This window comes from Streptomyces sp. NPDC107559 (genome assembly GCF_055657365.1).
Map to the genome: position 1 here is coordinate 277,340 of NZ_JBVKBD010000004.1, position 16,720 is coordinate 294,059.

Here is a 16,720-nt window from a genome sequence, read left to right on the forward strand (position 1 = left end):
TGCCCGCCTCGGAAAGGGAGCCCCATGCTTGATCACGTCATCAAGGGTGCGACCGTCGTGGACGGAACCGGCGCGCCCGCCTTCACCGCCGACGTCGGTATCCGCGACGGGCGGATCGCCGTCATCGGCACGGTCACCGAGGAGTCCCGCACCGGCGAGGACGCCACGGGGCTCGTCCTCGCCCCCGGCTTCGTCGACCCCCACACCCACTACGACGCCCAGCTGTTCTGGGACCCCTACGCCACCCCCTCCCTCAACCACGGGGTGACCACGGTCGCGGCCGGCAACTGCGGCTTCACCCTGGCGCCGCTGAACCCGGCCCGCCCCGAGGACGCCGACTACACCCGTCGCATGATGTCCAAGGTCGAGGGCATGTCCCTGGTCGCCCTGGAGGAGGGGGCGCCCTGGAACTGGCACACCTTCGGGGAGTATCTGGACGCGCTCGAAGGGCGGATCGCCGTCAACGCGGGGTTCATGGTCGGGCACTGCGCGCTGCGCCGCCATGTGATGGGGCCGGACGCGGTCGGCGGACAGCCCGCGCCGGAGCAGCTGACGGCCATGCTGCGTCTCTTCCACGACGCCATGGACGCCGGTGCCTGGGGCTTCTCCACCACCCAGTCCTCGACCCACTCCGACGGCGACGGCCGGCCGGTCGCCTCCCGGCACGCCCGGCCCGAGGAGCTGCTGGCGCTGGCGAAGGCGGTCGGCGAGCACGAGGGCACCCAGATCGAGGCGATCGTCGCGGGCTGCCTGGACCGGTTCAGCGACGCCGAGATCGACCTGCTGGTGGAGCTGAGCGCGGCCGCCGGACGCCCCCTGAACTGGAACGTCCTCACCGTCGACGCGGCCGTCCCGGAGCGGGTGCCGCGGCAGCTGACGGCGAGCGAGCGGGCCCGCAAGGCGGGCGGCCGGGTGGTCGCCCTGACCATGCCGATCCTGACGCCGATGAACATGTCGCTGGGCACGTTCTGCGCGCTGAACCTGATCCCCGGCTGGGGCCCGGTCCTGGGCCTGCCCGTGCCCGAGCGGATCGCGCGGCTCGGGGACCCCGGGGTGCGGGCCGAACTGCTGCGGCACGCGAACTCCCCGGAGGCCGGCGTCTTCCGGCGGCTGGTGAACTTCGGCCGGTACGTCATCGGCGACACCTACAGCCCGGCGAACGAGGGCCTGACCGGCCGGGTGGTGCGGGACATCGCCGCCGAACGCGGCCAGGACCCCTTCGCCTGCCTGGTGGAGATCTGCTCCGCCGACGGGCTCCGTACCGTCCTGTGGCCCATGCCCACCGACAACGACCCCGCCTCCTGGGCCCTGCGGGCCGAGACCTGGCAGCACGAGGACGTCCTGCTCGGCGGGTCCGACGCGGGCGCGCACCTGGACCGCATGTGCGGAGCCCCGTACACCACCCGCTTCCTCGGGGACTGCCTGCGCGGCCGGAGGCTGACGGGCCTGGAGCAGGCGGTGAAGATGCTGACCGACGACCCGGCGCGGCTGTTCGGACTGCGCGAGCGGGGCCGGGTGCGGGAGGGCTGGCATGCGGACCTGGTGCTCTTCGACCCGGAGCGGATCGACGCGGGCAAGGCCACCCTGGTGCACGACCTGCCGGGAGACAGTCCACGGCTGGACTCCAGGGCGATCGGGGTGCGGGCGGTCTGGGTCAACGGGACCGCGGTGATCCGGGACGACGTGGTCACCGGCGCCGTGCCGGGCCGCGTCCTGCGTTCGGGGCGGGACACACGGACGGTGGGCACGAGGTGAGCGACGACGCGAAGCAGGTGGGCGACGGCGGGAAGCTGTTCCTCGGCGGCGCCTGGGTGGAGCCGGACGGCGGCTGCTACGAGGTGACCGACCCGGCGACCGAGGACACCGTCGGCCGGGCGCCGGAGGCCTCGCCGGAGCAGGTGCGCGCGGCCTGCGCGGCGGCCCGCGAGGCGTTCGGACCCTGGTCGCGCACCGCGCCCGAGGAGCGGGCGGCGATCCTGGCCCGCGCGGCGGACCTGATCCGCGCCCGGCTGGTGCCGTACGCGGAGCTGGCGCAGGCGGAGACCGGCGCCACCACGGCCACCGCGCGGGCGATGCAGGTGGGCGTGGCCGCGGCCCGGTTCCGCCGCTACGCGCGCGTGGAGCCCGTCGAGTGGCCGGTGCAGCCGCAGATCAACGAGGCCGGGCCGATGGGGAAGGCGGCGGTCATGGGCGCGCTCGCCGCCCGCCGGCCGGTCGGGGTGGTCGCGTGCGTCACGTCGTACAACAACCCCTGGGCGAACCCGGCCGGGAAGATCGCCCCCGCTCTGGCCATGGGCAACACGGTGGTGGTCAAACCGGCCCCGCAGGACCCGCTGTCCGTCTACCGGATGGCGCGGGCGCTGGAGGAGGCGGGGGTGCCGCGCGGGGTGGTGAACGTCGTCTCCGGCCGCTCGGTCGCGGTCGGCGAGGCGGCCGTGGAGTCACCGGACGTCGACATGGTCAGCTTCACCGGCTCCACGGCGGTCGGGCAGCGCATCGCCGAGGTGTGCGGGCGGCACATGAAGCGCCAGCTGATGGAGCTGGGCGGCAAGGGCGCCGCGCTCGTCCTCGACGACGCGGACCTCGACTCGGCGGTGGCCGGCATCGGCACCACCTTCTCCTTCTACAGCGGCCAGATCTGCACGGCCCCGACCCGGGTGCTGGCCCAGCGGGGGGTGTACGACCGTCTGGTGGAGCGACTGGCCGGGTACGCACGCCGGCTGAAGGTCGGCGACCCGCGGGAGCCGGACACGGTCGTCGGGCCGGTGATCTCGGCGGCGCACCGCGACCGGGTCGAGTCGTACGTCGAACTCGGCCGCAAGGAGGGCGCGGTGGTCGTGACCGGCGGCGAACGCCCCCCGCCGGAGCGGGGGTTCTACGTCGCCCCGACCCTCCTCGCCGACTGCACCAACGACCTGCGGGTGGCCCGCGAGGAGATCTTCGGCCCGGTGGTCGTGGTCATCCCCTTCGACGAGGAGGACGAGGGGGTGGCCCTGGCCAACGACTGCGACTACGGCCTGATCGACTACGTCTGGTCCGCGGACGTGGCCCGCGCCTTCCGGGTGGCGCGGCGGCTGCGCACCGGCGGGGTCGGCGTCAACACCGTCGGCCGCAACATGGAGGCCCCCTTCGGCGGGTTCAGGAAGAGCGGCGTCGGCCGCGACGTCGGCTCCTACGCCCTGCACGCCTACAGCGAGGTGCAGTCGATCGTCTGGCCGGGGTGACCGGGCCCGCCCGTCAGGGCCGGCCCCCGCCCAGATCGACCCGTACCGTCAGCAGCCGCGTGCCGAGCAGGCGTACCGCCGCGCTGTTGCCGCGGGGCAGGGTGCGCAGCCGGGCCACCGGGTCGTCGTCGGGCAGGAGATGCGCCGTGCCCTCGTGCCAGCGGCCCCGGATGCGCACCCGCACCCGGGGGTCCGCCTGGATGTTGCGGACGTACTGCGAGCGGTCCCCGAACTCCGAGACCAGCCAGAAGGAGTCGCCGACCCGGCGGCCCCCGAGCGGGGTGCGCCGGGGCCGGCCGGAGACACGGCCGGTGGTCTCCAGGAGCGTCTGGAACGGCAGCCGGCGTACGAGCGGGTTGGCGACGTGCCGCTGGAAGGCTGTCGTCGCGCGGAATCTGAGGTCGGTGTGACGGGGCATTGCCTGTGAGGCTCCTGTCGGGTCTGGTGTGCGGCACAAGGGAGTTGCTTCAATGGTCCCCGATGTCGCACGACGAGAGCTGGTGGCTGCGGATGCGGGTCGTGACCTGGAACCTCTGGTGGCGCTTCGGTCCCTGGCAGGAGCGCCAGAAGGCGATCCTGGCCGTGCTCAGAGAGCTGCGGCCCGATGTCGTCGGGCTCCAGGAGGTGTGGGAGTGCGGCGGTGAGAACCTCGCCCGGTGGCTGGCGGCCGACCTCGGGATGCACTGGGCCTGGGCCCCGTCCGACGCGTCGGACCGCTGGCAGCGGCGGATAGGGGACCCGACGGTCGAGATCGGCAACGCCGTGCTCAGCCGCTGGCCGGTGGCGGCCCAGGAGGTGCTGCGGCTGCCGGCCCCCGAGGAGCTGTACGACGGACGGCTCGCCCTGTACACCCGGATCGCCACCCCCACCCACGAGGTGCCCTTCTTCACCGTCCATCTCACCTCGGCCATCGACGCCTCGGCCGTACGCGTCGAACAGGTCACCGCGCTCGCGGAGTTCGTCGCCGCGCACCGGGACGGCACCGACTTCCCCCCGGTCGTCACGGGCGACTTCAACGCCTGGCCGGACTCCGACGAGATCCGGCGCTTCGGGGGCTACAGGACGGCTCCCGCCGCCCCCGGACAGGTGTTCCTCGACGCCTGGGAGTACGCCGACCCGGCGGCCCCCTCGGCCACCTGGGACCCGGCCAACGGCTTCGTCGGCCCGCAGAGCCCGCCCGCGCGCATCGACTACATCCACGTCGGACCGCCCGGCCCCGGCGGCCTCGGCCATGTGCGGGCCGTACGGCGGGCCGGGGACGGGCCGGTCGACGGGATGTGGCCCTCGGACCACGCGGCGGTCGTCGCCGACCTGGCCCTGGGACCCGTTCAAGAGGGGGCGGCCCAGGCGGGCTAGCGGCCCAGGAAGATCGGGTTGGTGAACGCCGCCAGCGCCCCCGGCAGCGGTCCCGCCGCCGCCTCGTGCCGCAGTTCCGCCCGTACGTAGGCCGCGTACGAGGCGGTGGTGTGCCACTCGACCGTGCCCGAGCCGGACACCGGCAGCGGGTCGGAGGTGAACAGCACCCCCTGGTCGGTGACGAGGCGGACCGTGCAGCGCGGGGCGCCCGTCACCTCCAGCCGGACCGTGACCGGGGCGTCCCGGGACACCTCCAGACGCCCGCCGATGCCCGCGTGCTCACCCCGCGGTCCGCTCGCCGTGAAGGACAGCGAGAGCCGGTTCGACTCGGCCACGTAGGAGCGGCCCGCCCGGATGCCGTCCTGGATCGCCTCCCGGGTCAGGTCGTCGGCCAGCACCACCGTCTGCGGGGAGCCCACCACGTCCGGGTCCCGGTGGGCGTCGCTGTTGCCCATCGCCGGGATCCAGCCCCGGCCGCCCTCCCGCACCGACGCGACGAGCATGTTGTCCCAGTCGGCCAGCGTCACCTCGTCGTCCGGGGTGTACGGGCCGTTCCACACCTCCACCGCGTCCGCGTCCCCGAAGCCGAACTTCCAGCCGCAGCCGACACAGGTGGCGTGCGGGTGGGCGGGGACGACCAGGCCCCCCGCGCCACGGATCCGGCGGGCGAACCGGCCGAAGCGGTTGTCCCGGGCCCGGTAGCGCCAGTCGACGAAGGTGCCCGGTTCCGTGCCGAGCGCCAGGACGTGGCCGTTCCGCGTGGTGACCTCCTCGCCCAGCATGACCAGCAGGTCGTCGCCGGCCGCGTCCGCCCAGTGCGCGTGCGCCGAGTGGGTGTTGTGGTCCGAGGAGTTGATGAAGTCCAGGCCCGCCGCGCGCGCCAGCGCCGCGATCTCCGCCGGGGTGCGGCGGCCGTCGGAGTACCAGGAGTGCAGATGGCAGTCGCCCCGGTACCAGGCCCGCCCCCGCCCCTTGGCCCGGGCGGGCGGGTAGACCGGCTCCGGTGTGACGCCCGGCTCCCCGTACGACAGCGTGACGGTGATCTCGTAGTTCAGTCCCTGCGGCGCCACCGTGTAGGGGCCGAGGGCGATGTGCCAGGTGCCCTTGCGGACCGGACCCGGAAGGTAGCCGGGCGTCGCGTCGTCGGCCCGGATGAAGAACTCCGAGCGTGCCCCGCCCGACCAGCCGCGAAAGCCCCGGCCGCCGAGCTCGGTGCCGTGCTCGTCGAAGATGCCGATGTCGAGGGCGTTGCCCGCGGTGCCGGCCGGGACGGACGGCTTGTCGTAGGTGTACGCGACCCTGAGCTCCCGCACCCCGGAGGGCACTTCGAGCGGGACGTACACGAAGTCCGGCGAGCCGGTGGGCAGCGTGCCGCGCACCGTCCTCGTCTCCTGGTCCTGGCCGTCCGCCGCGGCGAAGCTCACGCTTCCCAACGTAAGGGCGGCGGCCGCTCCCGTCACGAACAGGGCGCGTCTTGCGATTCCGGCGTGTTCCTCGCACATGCTGCGGCTCCCCAGGTGTCGTCGGTGACATGGCACGGGTGGTGCAGGAGGTGGTGCGGGGTGGTGTCCGCCAGCTTCCTGCCCGGACGTGAACTCCCGTGCAAGGGAAGGGGAGCGCCGGCTTTCGGAGAGGCGGAGAGGCACGGGCCGTGCGGACGCCCGGCCCCGCGCGCGCGGGACGCCCGGCGCCGAAGCGCCGTCCGAGGTGACGCTGTGTCACCGTCCGCGGTGCGGAGCGTTTCGGACATGACTCGTCAGACCTGATCAGCGCGATCGTATGCTCGAAGGATGACGACTCCCGCGACCTCCGGAACCGGCCCCACCGGCCCCACCGAGAACTCCATGCGTCGCGCCCTCAGACGTGCCCGGGACGGCGTCGCCCTCGACGCCGGCGAGGCGGCGGTGCTGCTCCAGGCGCGCGGCGAGGCCCTCGACGACCTCGCCGCGTCCGCCGCCCGGGTGCGGGACGCGGGCCTCGAAGCGGCCGGCCGCGCCGGTGTCATCACCTACTCCAAGAGCGTCTTCATCCCGCTCACCCGGCTGTGCCGGGACAAGTGCCACTACTGCACCTTCGTCACCGTCCCCGGCAAGCTGCGCCGCGCCGGGCACGGGATGTTCATGTCGCCCGACGAGGTCCTCGACGTCGCCCGCAAGGGCGCCGCCCTCGGCTGCAAGGAAGCCCTCATCACCCTCGGCGACAAGCCCGAGGACCGCTGGCCCGAGGCCCGCGAATGGCTCGACGCGCACGGCTACGACGACACCATCGCCTACGTCCGGGCGATCTCCATCCGCATCCTGGAGGAGACGGGTCTGCTCCCGCACCTCAACCCGGGCGTCGTGACGTGGACGGACTTCCAGCGCCTGAAGCCGGTCGCGCCCAGCATGGGCATGATGCTGGAGACCACCGCCACCCGGCTGTGGTCCGAGCCCGGCGGCCCGCACCACGGCTCCCCGGACAAGGAGCCGGCCGTCCGGCTGAGGGTTCTTCAGGACGCGGGCCGCTCCTCGGTCCCGTTCACGTCCGGCATCCTGATCGGGATCGGCGAGACCTACGAGGAGCGCGCGGACTCCCTGTTCGCGCTGCGCCGCACCGCCCGGTCCTACCACGGCATCCAGGAACTGATCATCCAGAACTTCCGCGCCAAGCCGGACACGGCGATGCGCGGTATGCCGGACGCCGAGCTGGACGAGCTCGTCGCCACCGTGGCCGTGGCCCGGCTCATCATGGGCCCCTCGGCCTGCCTCCAGGCCCCGCCCAACCTCGTGGACTCGGAGTACGAGCGGCTCATCGGCGCCGGCATCGACGACTGGGGCGGGGTCTCCCCGCTCACCATCGACCACGTCAACCCCGAGCGCCCCTGGCCGCAGATCGAGGAACTCGCGGCGCGCTCCGCGGCGGCGGGCTTCGAACTGCGCGAACGCCTCTGCGTCTACCCGGAGTTCGTCCGCCGCGGCGAACCCTGGCTGGACCCGCGGCTGCTGCCGCACGTACGGGCGCTCGCGGACCCGGAGACCGGCCTGGCCCTGCCGGACGCGGTGGTCGAGGGCCGGCCGTGGCAGGAGCCGGAGGAGGCGTTCACCGCCACCGGCCGCACCGATCTGCACCGCACCATCGACACCGACGGCCGCACGTCCGACCGGCGCGACGACTTCGACGAGGTGTACGGCGACTGGGGCGCCCTGCGCGAGGCGGCCGCGCCCGGCATGGCGCCGGAGCGCATCGACACGGACGTCCGCGCGGCCCTGGCCACGGCGGCCGACGACCCGACGAAGCTGACCGACGACGAGGCGCTGGCCCTGCTGCACGCCGACGGACCGGCGCTGGACGCGCTGTGCGCGGTCGCGGACGACGTCCGCAGATCCGTGGTCGGCGACGAGGTGACGTACATCGTCACCCGCAACATCAACTTCACCAACGTCTGCTACACCGGCTGCCGCTTCTGCGCCTTCGCCCAGCGCCGCACCGACGCGGACGCCTACACGCTCTCCCTGGACCAGGTCGCCGACCGGGCCCAGCAGGCGTGGGAGGTGGGCGCGGTGGAGGTCTGCATGCAGGGCGGCATCCACCCGGACCTGCCCGGTACGGCGTACTTCGACATCGCGAGGGCGGTCAAGGAACGCGTCCCCGGCATGCATGTGCACGCCTTCTCGCCCATGGAGGTCGTCAACGGCGCGACCCGTACCGGGCTGTCGATCCGCGAGTGGCTGACGGCGGCGAAGGAGGCGGGGCTCGACTCGATCCCCGGCACGGCGGCGGAGATCCTCGACGACGAGGTCCGCTGGGTCCTGACCAAGGGCAAGCTGCCGGCCGCGACCTGGATCGAGGTGGTGACCACGGCGCACGAGCTGGGCATCCGCTCGTCCTCGACGATGATGTACGGCCATGTGGACCAGCCCCGCCACTGGCTGGGCCATCTGCGCACGCTGGCCGGGATCCAGCAGCGGACGGGCGGTTTCACGGAGTTCGTGACGCTGCCGTTCATCCACACCAACGCGCCGGTCTACCTGGCGGGCATCGCGCGCCCGGGCCCCTCGACGCGGGACAACCGCGCGGTGACGGCGATGGCGCGGCTGCTGCTGCACCCGTACATCCCGAACATCCAGACCAGCTGGGTGAAGCTGGGCACACAGGGCGCGGCGGAGATGCTCCGCTCCGGGGCGAACGACCTGGGCGGCACGCTGATGGAGGAGACGATCTCGCGCATGGCGGGCTCGTCCTACGGCTCCTACAAGTCGGTCAAGGACCTGGTCGCGGTGGCGGAGGCGGCCGGGCGGCCGGCGAAGCCGCGCACCACCCTGTACGGCGAGGTGCCGGAGGAGCGGCAGCGGGCGGCGCAGGCGTCGGACGGGCATCTGCCGGAGCTGCTGCCGGTACTGGACTGAGCCGGCGCGGGGGCAGCCACGAGGCGGGCGCCGGGCGGGCCGAGGGCGGCCTGCCGGGCGGCCGGACCGCGGGGCCGGGTGGTCGAGGGCTCGCAGTACGATGACCCGACCCCATGTTCGATGGGGCCTGGAGCGGAGGAGACGCGTGTCCGTGCCTGCCAGACGGCTTCCCTCGTGGGCCTGGGTCACCGGCCTGACGGTCGGGGCCATCGCCGTGGTCACCACCCTGGCCGTGCAGGCGGACCAGGGCGTGCGCCCCGTGGCCTCGGCCACCGGCCGGCCGGCCCCCACGGCGTCGGCCTCGGCCTCGGCCTCGGCCAGCCCCCGCCCCGCGCCCGCCCCGAAGAAGACCGCCGCGGTGCCCGACGGCTCGGGCGTCGGGCGCCGGATCGTCTACTCCCTCGGGCAGCACCGCGTCTGGCTGGTCGACGCGAGCGACGCCACGAGCCGCACCTTCACGGTCTGGCCGGGCACCGTGAGTCCGGCCGCGGGCAAGTACACGGTCTCGCTACGCAAGGACGCCACCACCGGCTCCGACGGCGTCGCGATCGAGCACATCATGTACTTCGCCACCGCCTCCGGTGTGAACATCGCCTTCTCCAACGCGGTGAACGGCGCCTCGCCGCCGCCCGCCGCGGGCAGCCGCACCGGCGGCATCCGGATGCCCAAGGCGGACGGCACGGCGCTGTGGGCCTTCGGGTCGACCGGCACCAAGGTGACCGTCGTCGACTGACCGCCCGCTCCCCGGTTCGCTGTTTCTGGCCGAAAACTGACCACAAGCGACCACTCGGGTTACTCGACGCATACCGATCCACTGCCTGAAGCGCACGTTCCGGGTCCATTACAGTGCTGCCCTGTCGTACGACGGACGGTGCCACGGGAGGTCTTGGTGGGTGCGACGACCGGCGCTGTCTGGGGCCGCGCCGAGCAGCAGGACTTCCGCGGGCGGGTGCGCGGCACGCTGCTCGGCGTGGCGCTCGGGGACGCGCTGGGCGCCCCCGTCGACGGGCTCGGGATCGACGCGATCCGTGAGGCCCACGGGCCGGACGGCGTCGTCGACCCGGTGCCCGCGTACGGGCGGCGCGGTGCCGTCACCCATCTCACCCAGCTGACGCTGTTCACGGTGGACGGCCTGATACGGGCGCAGGTACGGCGCGACACGGGCGCCTGGCACCCGCCGACCGATCTGCACCGGGCCTATCTGCGCTGGGCCGCCACCCAGCGCGACTGGGGGCCCGACGAGCGCCGCAAGGACGACGGGTGGCTCGCCCGCGAGGAGTGGCTGTACGCGCGCCGGGACCCCACCGGGGCCCTGCTGCTCGGCCTCGCCGACGAGAACATGGGCACGCTGGAGGCGCCGAAGAACCCCGGCGAGTCCGGTCCGCAGGCGGCCGCCCGCTCGGCGCCCTTCGGACTGCTGGTGGGCTGGGAGCCGCTGCTGGTCGTGCAGCTGGCCGTGGAGTGCGCGGCGCAGACCCACGGGCACCCCAACGCCTGTCTCGCGGCCGGCGCGTACGCGGTGATCGTGCACGGACTCGCCCGGGGCGAGAGCCTCGAAGGAGCCGTGCAGTACGCGCTCGCGCTGCTCGCCTCACGCCCGGGGCACCAGGCGGTCTCCGACGCGTTGCAGTACGCGCTGGCCGCGGCGCGGCCGGGGTCGCCGACGCCGGAGCGGGTGGCGGAGATGTCCGCGTCCGGCACGGCGGAGGGCCTGCTGGCCGCCGCCGTCTACTGTGCGCTGGTCGGCGAGGACGTGCGGCACGGACTGCGTCTCGCCGTGAACCACGGAGGCCCGTCCGCTCCCACGGGTGCCATGGCGGGCGGGCTCCTGGGCGCGCTGTACGGAGAGACGGCCCTGCCCCCGGCCTGGCTGGCCGAGCTGGAGGGCCGTCCCACGATCCTGGAACTCGCCGACGACTTCGCGATGGAGATGACCCAGGGGGCCGCGCTGCACGGTCCGACGGCGGCGTCCCCGGGATGGCTGGCCCGCTACCCGCGGGGAACCTGAGCCCCGTCCCGCCGCCCGGCACCGAGCAGCGCGGCCGGCCGGCTCCCCGGCCGGCCGCCCCCCGCCGCCGCCCCCCCCGGGTCGCCGGGCTCAGCGGCCGACGTCGTCCGTCACCGCCGCCCCGGCACCCCCGGCCGCCGGAGCCGGTACGGCCGCCGTGGCCGCCGCCCCGTCCCCGTCGGAGTTGATCCGCTCGATGACGGCCAGCCGCTCCGGGGTGTCCTCGGGCCGCAGGAAGCCGATCAGGACGTAGAGGACCAGGGAGACCGCCAGCGGGACCGACACCTGGTACTGCAACGGCACCCCGCCGTCGACGTTCCAGTTGATCGGGTAGTTGACCAGCCAGAAGGCCAGCAGGCCCATCGCCCAGCTGGTGAGCGCGGCCGTCGGCCCCGACCGGCGGAAGGGCCGCAGCAGGCCGAGCATCATCGGGATCGCGATCGGTCCCATCAGACCGGCCACCCACTTGATGACGACGGTGATGATGTCCTTGAACGCCGGCGAGTTGACCTGGGTCGCCACCGACATCGACAGGGCGAGGAACACGACCGTGGTGATCCGGGCCGCGACCAGCCCCGACCGCGCGTTCCAGGACCGGGCCCGCTCCGACAGGACCGGAGCCACGTCCCGGGTGAACACCGCCGCGATCGCGTTGGCGTCGGAGGAGCACATGGCCATGGTGTGCGAGAAGAAGCCGACGATGACCAGACCCAGCAGACCGTGCGGCAGCAGCTGTTCGGTCATCAGGCCGTAGGAGTCGGAGCCGTCCGGCTTCTGGGCGTGCACCAGCAGCGGTGACATCCACATGGGGAAGAACAGGACCACCGGCCACACCAGCCACAGCGCGGCGGACAGCCGGGCCGAGCGCTCGGCCTCGCGCGGTCCGGCCGTGGCCATGTAGCGCTGGGCCTGGTTGAGCATTCCGCCGTTGTACTCGAAGAGCTTGATGAACAGGAAGGCGAGCAGGAACACCGTGCCGTACGGGCCGGCCAGCCCGTCGCCGTGGCCGTGCAGCGCGGGCTCGTCCCACGCGTCGAAGAACCCGATCCCCTTGTCGCCGAGCTTCAGCACCACCGCGACGAACATCGAGACGCCCGCCAGCAACTGGATGACGAACTGACCGAGTTCGGTCAGCGCGTCGGCCCACAGCCCGCCGATGGTGCAGTACACGGCGGTGATACCGCCGGTGATCAGGATGCCCTGGTTCAGCGAGACCCCGGTGAACACGGACAGCAGGGTCGCGATCGCGGCCCACTTCGCGCCGACGTCCACGATCTTCAGCAGCATGCCGGACCAGGCCAGCGCCTGCTGGGTGGGGAGGTTGTAGCGGTTCTTCAGGTACTCCAGCGGCGAGGCCACGTGCAGCCGGGAGCGCAGCCGGTTGATCCGCGGCGCGAACAGCTTCGACCCGATGGCGATGCCGAGCGCGATGGGGAAGGACCAGGTCACGAACGACGTCACGCCGTAGGTGTAGGCGATGCCCGCGTACCCGGTGAACATCACCGCGCTGTAGCCCGACATGTGGTGCGAGATGCCGGACAGCCACCACGGCATCTTCCCGCCGGCGGTGAAGAAGTCGCTGACGTCGTCCACCCGCTTGTGCGACCAGATGCCGATCGCGACCATCACGCCGAAATACCCGATGAGCACGGCCCAGTCGAGACTGTTCATGAGCCCCCTTCCAGGGTCCGCCTTGTGAACTCCGCTCAGCTGGTGGGCACTTCGCCTGAGCGGGGAATGGGCTCCTCAGGCCGCGAAGTGCCCGCTCATCGTGGGTGGCTGTGCGTGGGCACGACAAGCGAGCGGTAGGTCAAGAGCAGGTAAAATAGTTCTGCTCACTGACCTTGGTTCACCTATATGAACAGTCTGTAAGGGCGTGGGAAGGGCTCAGCGCATCAGCTCCCCGGCGTTGACCAGCAGCGACTGTCCCGTGATCGCCCGCGCCCGGTCGGACGCCAGGAACACCGCCGCGTCCGCCACGTCCCCGTCCGTCGCCAGCTCGGGCAGCGCCATCCGATCGGTCAGCCGGGACAGCACCTCACCCTCCGGCACCCCCTCGGTGTGCGCGGTGAACTGCACGTACGCCTGCACCGGCGGCCCCCACATCCAGCCCGGCAGCACGGTGTTGACCCGGATCCGGTACGGGCCCAGCTCCCGCGCCAGCGAGTACATCGCGCTCGTCAGCGCCCCCTTCGACGCCGCGTACGCCGCCTGCCGCACCTGCGAGGGGGCGGCCACCGCCGACTGGGTCCCGATGAACACGACCGACCCGCCGCCCCTGCCCCCGCCGCCCGCCTTCAGCCCCGGCAGACAGGCCCGCGTCATCCGCAGCGAGCCCAGCAGGTTCACGTCGAGCACCGAACGCCAGGTCGTGAAGTCCGCGTCCTCCAGGCCGCCGAAGTAGGAGTCCCAGGCCGCCACGTGCACCACCGCGTCGATCCGCCCGAACCGCTCCGAGGCCAGCCCCGCCAGCGCCGCGCACTGCCCCTCGTCGGTGATGTCGGTCGCCCGGTACGCGGTGTGCGCGCCGTCCGGGTCGATCTCGGCGGCGCTCTTGGCGAGGTTCGCCTCCGTGCGCGCCCCCAGCACGGCGTTGCCGCCGTCCCGTACCACCGCCGCCGCCACCTGATGACCGAGCCCGGCCCCGACCCCCGAGACGACGACGGTCTTGCCGTCCAGCAGTGACATCGCGTACCTCCCGGGTATGGCGCATTGTCTGACGGAGCGTCAGAGTATGGGCGTCCGGGAGCGGACGGAAGAGGCCGGAGGGCGCCCGAAGGGGCCGGAAGCGGCCGCAGGGCTCCGGAAGGGGCCGCAGGAGCGAGGAAGGGGAACGGCATGAGCGAGGAGACCCGCCGTGACGTGGACGCGTACGCCGAACTGGCCGCCACCGGCCCCTACGGCGTCCGCCCCGGCCACGCCCTGATCACCATGGTCGAGCCGCACCCGGGCCACGAGTACGCCTACAACCGCTGGTACGAGGACGACCACTACTACGCCGGCGCGATGGCCATGCCCTGGATGTACGCGGGCCGCCGCTGGGTCGCCACCAGGGACCTGCAACTCCTGCGCTACCCGGAGAAGTCGGCGATCGCCCAGCCGGTGACCGAGGGCTGCTACCTGTCGACGTACTGGATCACCGAGGGCCGCTACGACGAGCACATGAAGTGGACCGTCGCGATCAACAAACGGCTCAACCGGGACGCCCGCGTCTACCACGACCGCACCCACGTCTTCACCGCGTTCCAGGACCACGCGACGACCGTCTACCGCGACGGCGCGGCCGGCCCGAGGGACCAGCACGCCCTCGACCACCCCTACCCGGGCCTGGTGCTGGAGGTCGTCGACGCGGAGTCCGGCGCCCGGCGCGCCGAACTCCTCGACTGGCTCCGCTCCCGCCATCTGCCCCGGCGGGTCGCGGGCTCCCCGGCCGCCCTGGTGACCGTCTTCCGCCCGACCCCGCTGCCCGGCGACCGCATGACCTACGTACGCCAGGTCGAGGGCGTCGACACCCGGCTGACCCTGCTGTGGTTCCTGGAGACGGACCCGCGGGAGTGCTGGGAGGAGCACTTCACCGGACTCGACACGGCCCTCGCCGAGTCGGGTCTGGGCCGGGTGGAGCTGGTGGCGCCGTTCGTCCCCACGGTGCCGGGCACCGACCGGTACGTCGACCGGCTGCGCTGAGAGCTCCGAACCCCGAGCGGCCCGGACCGGGGGCGGACCGGGGTCGCCTCAACCCGTCCGGACCGGGGTCACTTCCACTCGTCCGGGCAGGGCGTCCCGCGCGGCACCGTGTACGGCGCCGCCAGCCGGTAGGTCCCCGCCTTCGGTGCCAGCAGCACCGTCCACCGGTCGCCCTGGGCGTCCTCCTCCGTCTCCATCAGACAGCCGTTGACGTTGTGGTACGACCTGGGCTCGCCCTCGGCCCGGTGCTTGGACGCCTTGGTCTCCTGCGGTGGCTGCAGCTTCTTGCCGTCGGCGTCGACGATGCTCAGCCACGGCGAGTACGGGATCCGGACGGTGATGCGGCCCGGCCTGCTCACCTCCATGGTCAGCTCGCCCTGCTCGGCCCGGTCCACGACCGCGTTCGGCTCGGCGAGCGACGCCGGGTCGGTCACCTGGAACAGCTGCCAGTTGTCGTCGCCCCACACCTGCTTCAGATAGGGCAGGCCGCGCCGCAGCAGCTGCCGCTCCCGCTGCCCGCCGTCCCCGTCGGGCTCGTCCTTGGGCAGCACGACGTAGTGCACGGCCCACCGCTGGAGCCACTCGTGATAGTTGGCGGAGTTGAGCGTGTCGTCGTAGAAGACGGGGTTGCGCTCCATGTCGGCCTGGCGGTTCCAGCCGCGGGCCAGGTTGACGTACGGGGCGAGGGCGGAGGCCTCGCGGTGCGAGCGGGCCGGCACGACCTCCACGCGGCCCTTCTCGGCACCGGCCACCTGGAGCTGGTTGACCAGCGGGGCCAGCTCGCGCGCCCAGGAGGCGGCCGGGGTGGTGTGGATGATGTCGTCGACCGTCTTGAAGCCGATCCAGCCGGTGAAGGAGGCGAGGGCCAGCACGAGCGCGTACCACTTGCGTGAGCGCCGGACCGTGAACGGCAGCGCGGCCACCAGGACGACCCCCGCGAACAGCATCGCCAGCCGGGTGATGTTGGAGCCGATCTGCGAGCTGATCAGCCACGCCAGCAGCACCGCGAGTCCGTACACCGCGGCCGTGATCCGGACGGTCTTCCACTCGGTCGGTACGACGGCGAAGGCGACCCCCGCGCACAGCAGCGGCAGGATCACCGACCCGAACGACATCGGTTGGGTGCCGGAGAACGGGAACAGCCAGGCCGACACCGCGACCACGGCGGTCGGGCCGAGGCCCAGCGCCCAGGCGCCGGGGCGCCGCTTCTGGAGGAACAGCGCGGCCGCCACCAGCCCCACGAACAGACCCGCGACCGGCGACGACATGGTGGCCAGCGCGGCCAGCGGGGCCGCGCAGCAGGCCTTCGCCCACCGTTTGTGGCGCCAGCGGTACGGCCAGCAGAACACGGAGGCGACCGCGGCCAGCGCGAACATCGTGCCGAGCCCGAAGGTCACCCGGCCCGAGATGGCGTTGCACAGGAAGGCGAGGACACCGGCCAGCGAGGCCCACAGGGGGTTTCGCACCGACCGGCTGCGCAGCAGGACCAGCGTCAGCAGCCCGGCCGACACCGTCCCGGCGATCATCATCGTCGTACGGACGCCGAGCACCGACATCAGATACGGCGACACCACGCTGTAGGACACCGCGTGCATACCGCCGTACCAGGCGAGGTTGTACGCCGAGTCCGGGTGCCGGCCGACGAACTCGGCCCAGGCGTCCTGCGCCGCGAGGTCCCCGCCACTGTTCGCGAACGTGAAGAACCAGACGACGTGCAGGATTCCGGCCAGCGCGGTGACGTACAGGACGGGGTGCTGGAGCAGACGCTGCCGCAGAAGGAAGAAGGCGGCCCGCAGCCGGCCGCTCCCGGCGACGTGCCCGGCGCCGGGGCCTGGCCTACCGGGCTTCGGCAGCGGTATTCGCGGGTCGGTGTCCGAGCCCGGGGCGTCGTCCGCTCCCGGACCGGTCTCGTCGGCGCGTGTCGGCTCCGCTGTGGCCACCTGAAGGCGCTCCCCGTGTCCTGTCTTCCGTTCCCGTCCGCTGGCCGTTCTCCTCGGCTTCACGGCGGCGTTTCCACGACAGGCGACCTGTCCTGTTTCGCGACGCTAGCACGCACCCCGCCG

Annotated in this window: 12 protein-coding genes; 7 read left to right on the forward strand and 5 right to left on the reverse strand. The window is 73.0% G+C overall.

Annotated elements, in window-relative coordinates:
- The first annotated feature begins 24 nt into the window (after positions 1–24).
- Together ACZ7OY_RS15820 and ACZ7OY_RS15825 are read left to right on the forward strand one after the other, a co-directional pair.
- Positions 25–1,755, forward strand: coding sequence for an N-acyl-D-amino-acid deacylase family protein (locus ACZ7OY_RS15820; RefSeq protein ID WP_471911905.1), 1,731 nt, complete (start codon positions 25–27; stop codon positions 1,753–1,755).
- Complete coding sequence (locus ACZ7OY_RS15825; RefSeq protein WP_471911906.1) at positions 1,752–3,224, forward strand: aldehyde dehydrogenase family protein; 1,473 nt, start codon at positions 1,752–1,754, stop codon at positions 3,222–3,224. Before ACZ7OY_RS15820 ends, ACZ7OY_RS15825 begins: the two co-directional genes overlap by 4 nt.
- 13 nt (positions 3,225–3,237) lie before the next feature.
- Here the strand turns inward: ACZ7OY_RS15825 and ACZ7OY_RS15830 are convergent, their stop codons facing one another.
- Positions 3,238–3,642: a nitroreductase/quinone reductase family protein gene (locus tag ACZ7OY_RS15830; RefSeq protein ID WP_351610849.1), complete on the reverse strand. Its 405-nt coding sequence runs from the start codon at positions 3,640–3,642 to the stop codon at positions 3,238–3,240.
- A gap of 92 nt (positions 3,643–3,734) precedes the next feature.
- On the opposite strand from ACZ7OY_RS15830, the gene ACZ7OY_RS15835 reads away from it, so the two are divergent.
- The gene (locus ACZ7OY_RS15835; RefSeq protein WP_471912096.1) at positions 3,735–4,580 is read left to right on the forward strand and encodes an endonuclease/exonuclease/phosphatase family protein; all 846 of its coding nucleotides are present in this window, start codon (positions 3,735–3,737) and stop codon (positions 4,578–4,580) included.
- Here ACZ7OY_RS15835 and ACZ7OY_RS15840 read toward each other — a convergent pair.
- Positions 4,577–6,082 (reverse strand): CehA/McbA family metallohydrolase, encoded by a 1,506-nt coding sequence (locus ACZ7OY_RS15840; protein ID WP_471911907.1) that lies wholly within the window; start codon positions 6,080–6,082, stop codon positions 4,577–4,579. The genes ACZ7OY_RS15835 and ACZ7OY_RS15840 overlap by 4 nt on opposite strands.
- Positions 6,083–6,370: 288 nt before the next feature.
- Between ACZ7OY_RS15840 and ACZ7OY_RS15845 the strand changes: the two genes are divergently transcribed.
- The 3 genes from ACZ7OY_RS15845 (at position 6,371) to ACZ7OY_RS15855 (ending at position 10,973) form a co-directional block, all read left to right on the forward strand.
- Complete coding sequence (locus ACZ7OY_RS15845; protein WP_471911908.1) at positions 6,371–8,965, forward strand: bifunctional FO biosynthesis protein CofGH; 2,595 nt, start codon at positions 6,371–6,373, stop codon at positions 8,963–8,965.
- Between the two features lie 145 nt (positions 8,966–9,110).
- Complete coding sequence (locus ACZ7OY_RS15850) at positions 9,111–9,698, forward strand: hypothetical protein (protein WP_471911909.1); 588 nt, start codon at positions 9,111–9,113, stop codon at positions 9,696–9,698.
- A gap of 156 nt (positions 9,699–9,854) precedes the next feature.
- Entirely contained in the window at positions 9,855–10,973 is a 1,119-nt protein-coding gene (locus tag ACZ7OY_RS15855) for an ADP-ribosylglycohydrolase family protein (protein WP_471911910.1), read from the forward strand.
- 90 nt (positions 10,974–11,063) lie between these two features.
- Here ACZ7OY_RS15855 and ACZ7OY_RS15860 read toward each other — a convergent pair whose 3' ends face one another.
- Together ACZ7OY_RS15860 and ACZ7OY_RS15865 are read right to left on the reverse strand one after the other, a co-directional pair.
- Positions 11,064–12,644 (reverse strand): sodium:solute symporter family protein, encoded by a 1,581-nt coding sequence (locus ACZ7OY_RS15860; RefSeq protein WP_471911911.1) that lies wholly within the window; start codon positions 12,642–12,644, stop codon positions 11,064–11,066.
- Between the two features lie 216 nt (positions 12,645–12,860).
- Positions 12,861–13,661 (reverse strand): SDR family oxidoreductase, encoded by an 801-nt coding sequence (locus tag ACZ7OY_RS15865; protein WP_351604262.1) that lies wholly within the window; start codon positions 13,659–13,661, stop codon positions 12,861–12,863.
- A gap of 150 nt (positions 13,662–13,811) precedes the next feature.
- On the opposite strand from ACZ7OY_RS15865, the gene ACZ7OY_RS15870 reads away from it, so the two are divergent.
- A complete protein-coding gene (locus tag ACZ7OY_RS15870) occupies positions 13,812–14,657 on the forward strand; it encodes a hypothetical protein (RefSeq protein ID WP_471911912.1) in 846 nt (281 codons plus the stop codon).
- 68 nt (positions 14,658–14,725) lie between these two features.
- On the opposite strand, the gene ACZ7OY_RS15875 is transcribed toward ACZ7OY_RS15870, so the two are convergent.
- Positions 14,726–16,597 (reverse strand): MFS transporter, encoded by a 1,872-nt coding sequence (locus ACZ7OY_RS15875; RefSeq protein WP_471911913.1) that lies wholly within the window; start codon positions 16,595–16,597, stop codon positions 14,726–14,728.
- Between the last annotated feature and the right edge of the window lie 123 nt (positions 16,598–16,720).